General features: G+C 46.2%; 11 protein-coding genes. All 11 read right to left on the reverse strand.

The annotated features are described in order from the left end of the window. Positions 1–26: 26 nt before the first annotated feature. Complete coding sequence (gene tssG / locus ACJJH9_RS18645) at positions 27–1157, reverse strand: type VI secretion system baseplate subunit TssG (RefSeq protein WP_444923647.1); 1131 nt, start codon at positions 1155–1157, stop codon at positions 27–29. After that, on the reverse strand, positions 1121–2950 hold the full coding sequence (gene tssF / locus ACJJH9_RS18650) for a type VI secretion system baseplate subunit TssF (protein WP_444923648.1): 1830 nt from the start codon (positions 2948–2950) through the stop codon (positions 1121–1123). Before tssF ends, tssG begins: the two co-directional genes overlap by 37 nt. Then, positions 2950–3423, reverse strand: coding sequence for a type VI secretion system baseplate subunit TssE (gene tssE / locus ACJJH9_RS18655; RefSeq protein ID WP_444899256.1), 474 nt, complete (start codon positions 3421–3423; stop codon positions 2950–2952). Before tssE ends, tssF begins: the two co-directional genes overlap by 1 nt. 4 nt (positions 3424–3427) lie before the next feature. After that, positions 3428–4942, reverse strand: a complete 1515-nt coding sequence (tssC, locus tag ACJJH9_RS18660; RefSeq protein ID WP_444887811.1) for a type VI secretion system contractile sheath large subunit — start codon at positions 4940–4942, stop codon at positions 3428–3430. 105 nt (positions 4943–5047) lie between these two features. After that, entirely contained in the window at positions 5048–6535 is a 1488-nt protein-coding gene (gene tssC, locus ACJJH9_RS18665; protein ID WP_252084228.1) for a type VI secretion system contractile sheath large subunit, read from the reverse strand. Beyond that, positions 6532–7053 carry a type VI secretion system contractile sheath small subunit gene (gene tssB, locus ACJJH9_RS18670; protein ID WP_252084227.1) on the reverse strand — a complete coding sequence of 174 codons (522 nt, stop codon included), beginning with the start codon at positions 7051–7053 and terminating at the stop codon, positions 6532–6534. The genes tssC (ACJJH9_RS18665) and tssB overlap by 4 nt, the downstream gene beginning before the upstream one ends. Positions 7054–7097: 44 nt before the next feature. Next, entirely contained in the window at positions 7098–8393 is a 1296-nt protein-coding gene (gene tssA, locus ACJJH9_RS18675; RefSeq protein WP_444923649.1) for a type VI secretion system protein TssA, read from the reverse strand. 186 nt (positions 8394–8579) lie between these two features. Further along, positions 8580–9362, reverse strand: coding sequence for a hypothetical protein (locus ACJJH9_RS18680; RefSeq protein WP_444923650.1), 783 nt, complete (start codon positions 9360–9362; stop codon positions 8580–8582). 212 nt (positions 9363–9574) lie between these two features. Further along, on the reverse strand, positions 9575–10303 hold the full coding sequence (locus ACJJH9_RS18685) for a SapC family protein (RefSeq protein ID WP_444923651.1): 729 nt from the start codon (positions 10301–10303) through the stop codon (positions 9575–9577). A 33-nt stretch (positions 10304–10336) separates the two neighbouring features. After that, on the reverse strand, positions 10337–10999 hold the full coding sequence (gene tagF / locus ACJJH9_RS18690; RefSeq protein WP_444923652.1) for a type VI secretion system-associated protein TagF: 663 nt from the start codon (positions 10997–10999) through the stop codon (positions 10337–10339). 15 nt (positions 11000–11014) lie between these two features. After that, positions 11015–14554 carry a type VI secretion system membrane subunit TssM gene (gene tssM / locus ACJJH9_RS18695; RefSeq protein WP_444923653.1) on the reverse strand — a complete coding sequence of 1180 codons (3540 nt, stop codon included), beginning with the start codon at positions 14552–14554 and terminating at the stop codon, positions 11015–11017. Positions 14555–14567 lie beyond the last annotated feature (13 nt).

Raw genomic sequence — 14567 nt, forward strand, 5'->3', positions numbered from 1 at the left:
TTTTAAAAATTATTGTTAATGAACAATTATGCTGCTGGCAAGGCTTCATCAGGCGACATATTTTCAGCACTTAAGGTAATCTGTATGAGTTCTGCTGATTCCTGTTCACTGGCCATATGTGTATTCCACCCTAAAAGAGGTTCATGATCAGATTTTTTGTTTAACTGAACAGGCGAAACTTGTTGCGCAGGTAAAGATACTGATAGCTCGAAGTCCAACTCAATCCCAGCACTTAGTTTGATAAAGGCTTTAAGGGATTCCAGTTTCTGAGTTCCCGGGGCAATAGTCATAAATTGCTCATAAGCCATTGGTTCGATGACTATCCGAAATTTATTTTGAGCTTGGAAACAGTGCGTACCCAGAATTGTGTTTACCCCTAGACAGTTATTTACTCCACTGGGAGCTTCATCACAAGGTAGGCGACAGAGAATGTCTTTCGGTAATTCATCCCACTGCCCCTGAAATTGCTCTATAGCGACATCCAAACCAAAGAAATGCTTAATCATGCTGGTCAGCGCAGCTGCAGAGCAACGTCCCTGCCCCAAATGGCCTGCCATACCCAAAAGAGCTTCATCGGGAATTGGCAATCGATAGCGCATCTCGCTAGTACCCAGGCCCGCCAAAGAGGCAATCGCCTGTGTAAAAATATCTGGAACCCTTTCATTGCGTAAACGCTGGCGTTCATAGTTCACAGGCAATTGGTATTTATACCATGCTTTATAAAGTAGCGAAGTATGACGGTGATTAAACATATCGAGAAAATCCCGCAGAGCGGTATTATTTTCTCTGAGCTCTTTTTGAACTATTTCCGTCAGGTAGTAGGGCATTACACCCTGACTCCCTATAAGACCAGTAAAGCCAACCTCCATATGCCATTGACTAACTTCTTTATCTTGTATTTCTACATTATTACTGGTCTTTTTTTCCAAACGTAAAACGTCTGAGCCAATAAAAGATAAACCGGTCTGGGCGCTGAAGCGAACCATTTCCTTCGCTGGTGGAGCCGCACTAGCAATAGGTTCATCGCAAAATCCGCCATCCGCCAAAGACACAGCACGCTCCAGGATACGCACCGCCTGATAGAATTCGAAATGATAGGGCTCTCGACGCAGCCGCTCTATTACAGTAAAGCTTTTTCGCCGGCGCGAGGTGGCCATCTTTTAAGTTCTCCATCTCTGCCACTCATCGTAGCAATCAATTTAGTAAATGAATTAATAGAACAATATAAGCCAAGAAAACGTTCAATGATGCTGGCAAATAATAAAGGGCTAGTGCCAGTGAGCATCATCGAGTCGAGTTCAATTTCTACCTCAGTTCCCCGACAAAGAACGACGCTTTGATCAATCTGGATAGGAGCAGTAATGGGTTTTGTATTCAGCTTTAATAAAGATTCAATCAAATTACGAGTACTGGCTGAATCCCTAAAATCATACAGTCTGAAAATTTCTTTGAGGGCATCACATCCCTGACTTCCAGATAAGGAGAGATGATTCAAGTTCAGGTGTGATATCAGCTTCCAGTAGCCTCGCTCTCTCCTCGGAGGCCTCAATGTCGCTGTTGGTGCCACAACACAGCTAATTCGTTTCGCTGGGACATCACCATCAACTACTTCAAGATAAGGTTGAGAGTTGCCACTGGGTAACTTCTTAGGCAGATTCCGATTACAGCAAGTTAATTTAATATCGAGTGTTTGATCATTAATCCTATGCGGATTGAAATCTAAATCGACGAGACTCAAATCAACTTCGGAAGCCTGCTCATTGCGATGCTCCCCTTCTATAACTTCACGACGGCGACTGAACCAAAATGCTGACTGTTCCGCGTGGTGTTGGCTATGCTTAATCCCGTAGAAAGGTCTATATTTAGTGGTTTCACCATCACCGTCTGTCGCCGCCACTTCATCAATAGAATATATTTCCAGTCCATCGCTACGACGAGCATCTGCTATAACATGATATTCATACTGGGTATGGGTGAGCGGTATAGGATCTGCACTCTGCTTAAATAAATTAATAACAGGCGTACAGCCGAGTGCAAACATACTTGGAACCAATTGTTTTTCCAGTTCCTCATGCGTCTCTGAAAGATAAAAATACAGGTTCAATGTATCTGCATAACTATCATTCAAAGCCCCCTGTAAATTTTCAATATCCAAGAAGAGAAATTTTTCGGGGAAAGCAAAATATTCAGTAAGCAACCTGTAACCGATGAATGCTGTATCTGGATAGGGTAGTAAACCTTCTTCTGCATTCATCCCGACCTGGCAAATATCCTCTGGGGATAGAAAAGTCGGTTTTGGATCACTCTCTCCATTTGCCACAACCAGCTTTACACATTTGGTTAAAAGCAGATCATAGAGGCTATACACATGTGTCGCTTGACCACGCAAGAAGAATCTTATTTTTTCGGGATTCATCTCCGTAAAACTCAGATCAGGACTCAAAGCTTTAAGGGAGAGCTTAAGAACGGCGTTTGCTCCCTGAATCTCATTACAACCAGGAGCAATAAACGGGCGTGGCATTAAGCTTGCGCTGACCGGTTGAAACGGATTAATTTCCACCGGATAACAAGTTGTAAACCTGCAAGTTTGTCCCTGAAAGCTGTCACTTTCCAACAACGTTTTTGCATCAACCTGCGTTATTGCATCAAGGTCTGAATCCGGTTCAAATTGAACGATCGCACATGATGGAATGGGTCGTAAATAATGTGGATACAATGTTTCCAGCATTGCATCTGTAAGTTCAGGGAAATCATCACTAAGTTTTTGTTGAACCCTGGCATTCATATATGCAAAACCAGACAACAAACGCCCCACAAGCGGATCATCTACGGTATCTGCATCTAACTGCAGACGTGATGCAGCTGCAGGGTGCATACGGGCAAACTCAGCGGATGTTTGCTGAATAAATGCGAGCTCACGCTCATAGAGATCTATTAATTTTTCACTCATTACATAATCTCAGACACGTCTACCATTTGTGTTACCGGGTTTAAGGCAGAGTCAAATACGATAACCTCAGATGCAGGATTAACATGCAATACTGCTTCTACACGAAAACGTATGCTGGGATCTTCCACATCTACCTTATCTTGAGTGGTAACTTTTACAGAGCGAATTCTTGGTTCAAAATGTAAAATTGTCTTCTCAATATCCCGGCAGAATTGTTTTCGACTGTCTAATGAGGATAAATTGACAGTAGACAGATCTGGCAGACCATAATTGATATTTGACTCTTCCAAGTGCCGCAGTTCAGATGGTGGTGAAATACAGCGATAACGTGTATTAAATAAATATTCCAGGTCGCGCCTAACCCCTTCACGTAGCTGGCGTAAAATCTGATGGGATTGGTGAACATTTACTTTACTAGATGATTCAAGTAGTCGATCTAGCACTGGGGCTAACAGTCTTTTTTCTCTTGCCATAATTCTATGAAGCCCCAACACCTATCGTTGCCAGAGCCGTAGTGAGCTTGAGCTCGGAGACCAAATGATCCACCGTATAGTGGCTTTTAAGATGAATTACGCTTTGATAACTACCTACTTTGCCAGGCTCATCCGCCACACGAACTCGAGCTTCACGCAGGGGGTAACGTGCCAACATTTCCCAGGATAAATCATCTCGCCCAGTAGTATACTGGTCCAACCAATGCTGAAGCTGGCGCTCACAATCAGCAGCATTCATATAGGCACCCACCTTATCCCTAATCATCACTTTGATATAGTGAGCAAAACGTGAGGCGCAAAGAATTTGTTGCAGCATAGAACTAATACGCGCATTCGCCGTAGCCGCTTTCGATGTATATTGCTTAGCTTTCTGCAGAGAGGGCACACTATTAAAAGCACTATATGGCGTGTCATAACAGTGGCTCAAGCATGCAAAACCCAGTTCTGATAGGTCCCTTTCTACAAAATCTGTAACCAGAATCGAAGTGGTCATCTTAACCATACCGGGGCGGCTGTCCGGCTTATAGGCCAGGGTGGGCAGCTGAGTCACCAATCCACCGCCAAGATGATCCCGTGCAACACCGCGAATATGGGAAAACCAACCAACTTCACTGAATTCGCGTAACAGTACTGCCCCCATAGCAAAGCAGGAATTCCCCCAAAGATATCGCCGGTTGTGAGATCCGCTAACCTGTTCCTCAAATCTCAACCCACGATACTCTGAAAACTCTAGGCTATAGGGCTCGCGCATAAGTACTTGAGGTAAAGTAATGGCTATAAAGCGACTATCCTCTAAATCTCTCAGGCTATTCCAGCGTATATATTCTTTTTGACGAAAAACCTCAGAGAAGCGAATTGGCTTGGCCAAATCATCAAAATGATCGACGCCAAAAAGTTGAGGTGTCGCAGCACAGATAAATGGCGCGAAAGCGGCGGCGGCTGTATGGGCTATGCCCTGCAGAGTAAAAATATCATCGTAAGGGTGATCTGCCATCGGCCGATGCGAGATATAATAATCTCCCATTAACAAACCAAAGGGCTCTCCACCTGGAGTACCAAACTCTTCGTTATAAACTAAATGAAAAAGTCCAGACTGATCGAAATCTGGGGCCCTCTCCATATCTTTGCTCAAGTCTTTCCAGCTGGCATCTAGCAGTTTTATCTTAATATTGTCTGAATGTGGTGTATCAAATACCAGCATTGATAGACCACGCCAACTTGCCTCTAGACGCTGAAAACGAGGGTTATGAAGAATCCGATTAACTTGATCGCATATAAGCTCATCAAGCTCAACAATAATACGACTCAAATATTGGCGAACAGAAAAATTCTCCTTTTTTGGACAAGGACATATTTCTGTTAACCAGTATTCAAAAGAGAATAGTTCGTCTGGTTCGCGTAAAAAACGCTTTAATTCACCCTGATCTCCACTCGCTAAATTTTCCGGTAAAATATCTAAATAATCTTCTGTAAATTCTTTTTTTGTTGCGCAGGGCACCGGAAAACTCCCATTAGCATTTCTTACAGTTTCAAGTAATTTAAAGCTTTGATGAAGGCTTTTCAAAAAATTGCCCGCCCCTTATTCCGAGGCGGGCACAGGTTTTTATCCGGCAGATGGGATATTGGCAACCATACGCATGGAGGTGGTCAACTCCTCCATTTGTAACCAGGGCTTCAGGTAGGCAACAGCACTGTAGCACCCAGGTTGACCCGGAATTTCCTTCACTTCAACTCGAGCTTCTGAAAGCGGATACTTTGCCTTCATCTCTGGGCTTGCGTCCGGATTTGAGTTGGTGTATTGAGTAATCCACTTATTCAACCAGCGTTCACAATCACTAGCCTCCATAAAGGAGCCAACTTTGTCCCGCGCCATTACTTTCAGGTAATGGGCAATTCTTGAAGTAGCCATCAGATAGGGAAGACGTGCAGAAATCGCCGCATTCGCGGTAGCATCCGGATCGTCATAGGCTTTTGGTTTTTGCGCACTTTGAGCACCAAAAAATACAGAGTAATCGGTATTCTTGTAGTGACATAACGGCAAGAATCCTTGAGCGCTCAATTCGGCTTCACGGCGATCAGTAATACCGATCTCTGTTGGACATTTCTGGTCCATATCGCCGTCATCACTCTTGAATATATGTGAGGGCAGACCTTCCACTTTACCACCACCCTCGGCACCACGAATGGCTGTACACCAGGAATTCTCAGCAAAGGCCTTGGTCATGGTGGTGCCCATTACATAAGAGGCATTCATCCAGCAGTACTGGTCGTGGTCCGCAGGGCGTGAAACTCCAGATTCATCAACTTCAAACTCTTCAAAGTCAAAAGCTTCGATTGGCTTGGTATTTGCGCCATAGGGAGTTCTGGCCAGAGTCCGTGGCATAACCAGAGTAACGAAACGAGAGTCTTCACTATCTCGGAAACTACGCCACTTAATATATTCAGCTGACTCAAAAATCCCACCGAGATCACGGGGTTTCGACAGTTCGGTAAAGTTATCAAATCCAAACATACCGGAACCGGCTGCAGCAATAAACGGACAGAAACCCGCTGCCGCAACATTGGACATTTTACTCAGAAGCTCGATATCTTCAGGGTGACTGGTGAATTCGAAATCACCTATCATGCACCCGTATGGCTCACCACCTGCAATACCAAATTCTTCTTCATAAATCTTTTTGAAGGTCTGGCTCTGATCAAATTCAACCGCTTTATCCAGGTCTCGGAACAATTCGCGTTTGCTCAAATTGAGCATGCGAATCTTCATGGTTGCACCGGTTTCAGAATTCATCACCAGATGATTCAGTCCGCGCCAGGAACCTTCAAGCTTCTGGAATTTTTCATCGTGCAGAATAGCGGCCATTTGCTTAGACATAGCCTGATCAATTGCACTGACTGCTTTTTTGATTGTCTGGGTAAGGTTACGATCCCAGGTTACGGTTCCTTTTAAAACCTGCTCTGTCAGGTTTGCGATCAGATCCTGGGCTTCCTGCGGTTCTGTTTGTTTGGTCGCGGCAATAGCCTGCTCCAATAGGTTGACCGATTGTTCCTCAGCTTCACCTTCCGCAACATTTTCTACTTCTGTGCTCATTCTGAGTCCTCTCCTTTATCCTTGTTCAACCCCAACTGCTCGGAAATAGCACCGACATTTTCCGTACTTTTCAGGATGTCTTCTAAAACTTTTTCTAGTTCTTCAGAGCGGTCTGCCTTACTGAGAAGGTCACGTAATTTACTGCGTGCTTCCAAGAGTTGTTTCAGCGGCTCAACCTGATCGACGATTTTCTCTGGAGAAAAATCATCCATATGATTGAAATCGAGATCAATACCAATTTTGCTGCCATCACCAGATAAGGTATTTTCCACCTGAAGATTCAGTTTTGGATTAACCTTGGTCATTACATCGTTAAAATTATCGCGATCAATTTGAACAAACTTACGATCTTTCAATGCTTTGCGATTTTCGGTGTTATCCCCTGAGTAGTCGCCCATTACACCAGCAACAAAGGGAAGTTCCTTTTTAACTTCCGCACCATTGGTTTCAACATCATAAGTTATATGTACACGTGGTTTGCGCACACGCTTAAGTTTATTGTGGATACTCTCAGACATCTCAGGTCTCCTTCCTAGATTTAGGGACTGCTGTTCTTAATTAATTACCAACCCGAGCTGGCTTCTTCTTGTGCTTGCCCACCCCAGCTATCCTCAGCTGCAGATGCAGCTTCAGTGGCTGTTGATGCTGGCTCAGATGCAGCTGGAATTGGTGATGGGGTATTACTCGTTACCGGCGGAGCTACATAACGTTGGGTATCCGTTCCATCGAGACGAACACCTGTCAACTGGGAGTATAGGGCTCGGGACTGCTCATCTGGTAGTAACTCAGTCATCAATTCAGAGACTGTCATACGACCCCAGCCTATTAATCGCTCCAATCCTGGAGCCAAAGGAGTATGTGGCTCGTAGGTACGGAAATATTTCGCGGCCTGTTCTAGTAATTTAAGAGCATCCTCTCGGGAGCTAACCGGTCCGGTGGGTGCAGCAATAGCATTCGCAACTATTGTTGATACCACATTGGGAACAGCTTCCTCGATAGGGGACTCACTCTGTGTGTCTTCAGCTACTTCCGGTGACTCACTCTGTGCTAGCGCATCAAGCTGACTCTTATAAATGAATCTCGCTGTACGCAATACTTCATCCAGTAGAGAGGAAATATTAGTTGATGGCGGTGCATCGTGACCGCAACTAGAGCGCAAAGTACCATTGATATTTTTATAGCTGCTAATAGTAGCTTCTATAGTTTCTATCAGATTCTTAGCCCATTCATTAGTCGCGCTGTTCACACATTGATCTACATCTTCCAGGCTATATCCCAGAGTCTCAATGCGGGCCGCTTTAGCATCTTCATCTGCGATACGATCTGCATCCCGGGCTTGCTGATGCTGGAAAAAAGAGAAATCTCCGTAATCCCCCTCCGGGGTTACTGGTGCACTACGGATCGGCATCATTAGCGTACCGTCACCGCCATCACCATTAAGGCCCGTCAGTGGTGCAACCGTAGTTTCAATACCATCCTCATCAGGAACTGGGTATAGGCCATCCCAAAAATTGGTAACCAGCTGCTCAATTAATAGAAAGCCATCTCTGAGACCACTAAAACCATGGAGACGAATTAGGGCCTCTGTATACCAGCTAGCCACTTCCAGATCTTTACTTTTCTTTGTCAGAATCTTTTCTGCGGCCTTTGCCACATCACGCCAAGGGGCCAGCAGATCAGAATCTGTGTCATCAAACATGGCCGAGCGCTCTGCGGCCCTAGCACTATTTCGTGCATCTTTGATGGAGTAGTAATCAGAGGTCGGTGATCGATCCTCCCGAATATCCTCACCGACAGGGCTCTCTGAAGAAACAGGAGCCGTGAGTTCTTCGATATTTATTGTATTTGGGAATGCCATGAAAAAAGTCCCTTCTACCCAATCAATTCCTTCAAGAAGATTTCCGAGAAGAGTACACGTTGTAAAGATCTAATCAAGGCAAATGACACAATGTAATCGCAATACCTTAAAAAAAGTGCACAGCGCACAACATTAAACAAATATTTTTTGTTATTTTTTTAGATTTTACAGCCGCTGACAAGACAATTACACAGCAATTACAGCTGAGGCCTTACTTTCTGCGGTAGTCTCACTTTCCGGAGAGCATTGAAAACTTGCCACTATCTGAATAAATTCTGTTTTTGCTTGTGCAAAGCTTTGCAAAGAGGTCCATAGAAAAAGGGTATAGAAACTCCCTTTGCCACGAAAAAAAACAACCATATATTGAACCGAATCTTTGCCGACATTAGCACTCATCTCGTACAACAAACCCATTTGCCAATCGCGCTCTAGCACTTGTGGGCCACTTAGAAGGTTGCCATTAGATACTTTGCTCAAACACTGCTGCATCTGAGCCTCGGCATAGTCCGTGAGGTTTAGCTCTTCGGGAAGTTCAGTTCGCTTTTGCTCCAATACAATCAGGTACCGGTTTAATTCGGTATCACCAGCCTGAATTTCAGCGTTTGGATTCAAATTATTACAAACTACCCAATTACGCGGTGCGCACAGTTGCAGCTGCGAGCCTTCACAGTGGAGTTTTCCCATAACCACAGGTAAATGAGAAGCACCACGCTCAACGGATTCTTTAGTAGAGTGCAACAAGTCAGAGTCCAAAAATAATTTGGAGTGCCAACCGGCCACCCATAATTTCTGAACAAAACGACAGGCTTCTGCACGATCTGCAGTCTTTCTAAGCTGTGAGCGGCTGCTAGCCATAAGCGCTTTAATTTGTGTAAAACTAAATCCAAACTCGCTACCCAGGGCTGATATTGCCTTTCGCCGCTCAAAAAGTGCTCTAATCTCCCCAGTAAATACCACGATATATGACATACCTTAACCCTTGCTTCCTGCAGTTATAGATAGGTTGGCGGATATTTGGACAACCAAAGAGCCCTGTACACTGGTAGCTTTTTCCTAAATAGGCTACTCAATTAATTTCACTTATGCCATGAGCTTTAATGCATCTGGAGTAAGTTGCCATTGCTTCACCAAGCTCAAATGGTTTAAAAACAATAGGGTTTTTATTGTTTAGCCTTAACCCTCTAGTGAAGTAGCCTCGCTTGATACTTTTTGAATAGCCGGCTTAAATTTGTTGACTGATGCAAAGACAGCATATGAGCGTATATTGGAGCTAAATAGCCACGTTCTTTTAAGCGTAAGAAGTCATTATCATCCAATGCATTCATACGCTCTGAAGTAACACAAAATACACCGGTTAATCGATGTTTGGTATTACCAGGTAAATCGACTGCCACTACCTGCTCCTGAAAGAGTTCCATCTCAGTGAGGCAACGAATAAACTCTTTATTATTTGATTTCTGCTGATGAATTCCACTCAGTAAGTTTCTGGCCTGCAATAATGCATTTGTCGCTTGCCCCTCATCATCGAATAGCCTACTTCTATTTCCATCTAAGCTACCAAGTGAGAGAGAGGATGAATCCACACAAATTATTGGATTTGTTTCCAGTTGATCTTTGTAATGCAAGTAAAATGGATAAGCTCTCAATGTTGCCGGGATATAACCACCCAACCATTTATCCTGCTGAATAAAAAGATTCTGCCCCGGTTTTATACCTAATAAAGCACAACTTTCCAGGACATTCTCTTCTTGAGACTTTAAAAATATGATCGGACATTCTCCAGCTAGAGCCGTGAACTCGGGTAGGTACACTTGACAGATATGTCGAGTTTCACTGTGTGAAATATCACCGGTTAACACACTATGCCGCCGATGCTTATTACTATTTAAAGCCACTATTATTTGCTTCACACTAGATATCCTTTACCTATTTATTCACTGTCTTTACTGACTGGCACCCAACATAGAGCAGTAAAATTCAGGGCTGGGTAAAGAGGGGCAAAGCACGCTGGTTGGGGCTAGATGCTGTGATCCTTCGCAAGACCACAGACTGTAACTGGCGAACTGCTTACGACATACCTGTCCGAGCAACCCCGCGTAGCGCTTTTCGTTACCCGAGGCATCATTACTCGCGACAAAGAACTCACTCTGTGCTGCAGCTGTAGCCAGCTGCCCCAGTTCTACCGGCACCTCACTAAAGGCCTCGAACAACTGATCTGCATGGAGCATATTTTGCAGTGCGCTGACAGCCAATTCTGTAAGTTCCCGATACCACCTATCTGCATCTGACATAAAGTTAATTATGTCGATAGAAGAGGGCAACGGTGCGGCGATAGTCAAAGGAAAATAACGCCCCACACTATCCACACTAGGCACTAGAACCCCTACCCAGGGGTTCTCATCAATGATTCCTTTACTGTGGGCAAAGCGCCAGACCGGACTGGTCAAATAATAGTCCAGCCAGCTTTCACCCATTATTTCTCGGGAGCCATGCACTGCACGCTGCAGCCATTCATCCCACACCCTGACGAAACTCGCTGGAAGCTGACGCTGGATAAAATCCCCATGTCCAGGAAGCTTGCCAAAGATACCTATGCTGCTTTGCAAGTCACTCACTCCCTACTACAGAGTTTCCGGGCACCGATAACCACGCAGTAAACTGCGATCGAAAGGATTATTTATATTCGAAGCCACTAGTTTGAATTGTGCTTTCCGCCCTTCTTCAGAGAAGGTCACCAAACGCTCCGCATTGCTTCGCCCTGTCTCAAGATCTGAGCTTGCAAGAAGTCGATACCAAGCCCAATCTCCTTCGAAATGTTTACGGTGTACGGTTTCATTGAGATCTTCAAAGATAATCCGCACCCGATTACTCTCGCCACCGCGCCAGGTGAGTTTTTTACTGGTCTTGGGGCCATGTGAATAGGGAACACGTTGATCTCCCAGCTCAAGTTCAAACAGGCGCACACTGGAATCCAGCTTGGTTGGCTCTATACGGAAAGAATAAGCTGCGCTTTCTCCCGATTTGAAAAAGGTCTTACGAATCTTCTCCGCTCTACGCAGCTGGGACAGCGTTTCAGTTGAAAGGCTCATACCCTGCCCTTCCACATACTTCACTTTCCAATTTCTTGTATCGACGAAAGGCTTTAAGTATTCAGTAACAAACTTTTGCTCAATGCCCCCAGGCTTGAAGTATTGATTAAATTCAATAACTGGTACTTCCTGGTCCCGGTCACTGCGCAGCGGATAGCGATTTGCCAGGCTGCTGGCGTAGCTTTGATAAACTTGCTCACGCCATACCCGGTTTAGATGCCCCTTGGCTTTCGACATGACCAGAGCCCAAGTGCTGTCAGCAATTTCGGTCAGCCATTTATCAAAAGGCGCCGGCGCATTGGCCGCTTTGACTCTTAGCTGCTTAATCGCATCGCCGCCCCCAGCAAAACGAGCTTTGGCACTGGCGAACGCCGCTTCATTGGAGTCTGGAGCACTGTCAATTTCAGTCAGATATTCCTGAATCTTATTGATCGTCTGGAGATACTCCTGAACCCGTGCGGGTCTGCCTTTCTCGCTTTGTGTGATGCGCTGTATTTCCTCAAAGCGCACATCGACAATATTAGGCTTGTAGCGGTCCTTCAACGCCCCTGCCGCGCTATCCAGTGCCGCACCACCGAGTCGACGAGTTGTACTGGATACCGGTAAAGGCACCCCCTTGGCATCCACCGACAGCTCCGGTCGCAATGTCAGGCGTGTGTTATCCGAAGTAATTTCCGTGATTGCCAGCAATGGGGAATAAATGGGGTCTGACAGGGTTGAGAGAACCTCAAGCGCCTGGGAAGTGCTGTTGAATCTGCGAATGCTGAAACCGCCAAGGAAGGATTGCCAGTGCTGAAGATACTCCCCCAGATAAATACGCTTTACATCCTCGCCAAGTTTCGTCCGGTCGGCTTCGGTAAAGTCCTCACCACTGAGTTCCCCACCGTAGATCCAGCGCTCATCCGCCATAGTGGTCATCAACTGGGAATCTGCACCAAAGTCCACGTCCTTATAACCCGCCTTGGTATATAGGAAGGGGATACTAAAGCGTGAATCGCCAGCTCTCACACCAAACACCTGTTGGGTATCACCGCCGATTTCCTGATACAAGTCGACAGAGGTCTGCCCAAGATCGCTATTTTGCAATTGCGCAAACAGCCTTTGCGGCACAGGGATGCGCCGCAGCTGTTGGCGGGCGCGAGCCACTACACGCTCATTTTGTTGAACACTTTCAGGTATTGGACGCGCCAACAATTGATCGAGGTGGTAGCGTAAATTATCTTGCTCCTGAGCTTCGCCGGGTAATTGGCGTTCCCAGCGGGCACTGTAGTAGCCCTCAACGGTCATGATGTCCAATTTGTCCGGGTTGAAGAACATCAGATAAGTTTTGAGGGTACTGACCAGTGCAGGGTCATCACTCCCCAAGCGACTGAGGTTACTTTCAATATCTCGCAATAGCGCCGGTAAAAAGATCTCTTCAAGCTTTTGCCGATAGAGGTTATCCAGCGTCTGATCTATACGGGTGTCATACAAGCCCAGATTGGAGATCCAGGGGTGCTCCTCGCGGTCATACACCGAAGTCGCCTGCCGCAAGGGTTCGAGCATCTGCAAAACATTCGCCGGTGTAGGCCTCTTGCCCTTAAGCTTTTCCTCGGCTTGCTCATAGGCCGCCAGGTGGTCATTGACTTCACCCATGGACAATTTGTTGGATGCGAGACTGCCACTCCAGAGAAAGATCGAACCCACAAATGCCGCAGCTAAAGTGACATATACCCCTCTGCGCAACCATAGGTTAGCGCTCTCTACCTTGCGATTGACCCCCACCAATTCAGCTTCGGGGAATACCACATCCTTGAGCAGGCGATTCAGGAAGAAACTTTTTCCAACCCCCTGGAATTTGGGCCCAACACTGCGCTCCAGGCCAAAATCCGCTGTTACCGAAGCCATCATACGGTCTACCGGGCTGCCCTCCTGGGTACCACTGGTAAAATATATACCGCGAACCATAGGCACAGTTTCATAGCGGTTTGGCTCGAAGGTCTGCTTGATAAAGTCCGCTAAAATATCTGACAAACTCTCCATGCGGGCGGGAAATCCCTGCAGCAGCGCGCGCTTCTCAACATTGCGCTCCTGGTGCACACGCCACAGCACTCTCTGATTTAAGCGCTCAATCAGCTGGTTAAACTCGGCCCTGAAGTTATCCAACGGCGCGCCGACAGTGGCATTGGCTTCACGGGGAAAGCTCATACCCCAGACCTGCTCGCGCTCCGCCTGTGAAAGGTTGTCAAAAAATTCACTAAAGCCCGCTACCAAGTCACACTTGGTAAAGGTGAGATAAATAGGGAAACGTATACCCAGCTCCTGCTGGAGTTCATTCACTCGCGAACGAATCGTCTTGGCCTGATGTTGGCGCTGTTCATCGGTCTGTACCATCAGGTCCTGCAAACTGATGGCAACCAGGGCACCATTAATCGGCCTACGACGACGATAGCGTTTCAATAATCCGAGGAATGCTCGCCAGGCACTGTTGTCGTAAACCCGGTGGCTGTCCTGAGTGGTATAACGGCCGGCGGTATCGATCAAAACTGCATCGTTGGTAAACCACCAATCGCAATTTCTCGTGCCGCCAACTCCCCCCAGGGCTTCTTTACCGTGGCTTTGCGCCAGGGGAAATTCCAATCCTGAATTTACCAGCGCAGTAGTTTTGCCGCAGCCAGGTGGACCAATAATGACGTACCAGGGCAGCTGGTACAGGGACACCTTGCCCTTCTCTGACTTAAAGCGGGCGTTGCGCAATACATCCATGGCCTCGCGGAAACGCCCCGATAGAGCCTCAAGCTCCTCGAGGGAATGCTCTTCATCCGGATCCTGGGTACTCTCCTGAGACTCTTCAATGCCCTTAATCAGAGCCTGGTTTTGGCGCCGTTCAACCAGCCACTGGCTCAGGTTCCACACCAACCAAATTGCGAAAATAAAAACGATGATGGTAATGCGAACTGTATGGGACAGTGTGGCGTTATCACTGCCAAACTTGATGTAGTCCGCCCCAAACCAAATCAGAACAGACAGGACTGCGAGGCCGATAATGCCAAGCACCCATTTATTGGTAAAAAAGTCGCGCAAGCGTTTCATGAATAGCTCCATC

It is taken from the genome of Microbulbifer mixtoriginis (SeqCode), from assembly GCF_052466715.1.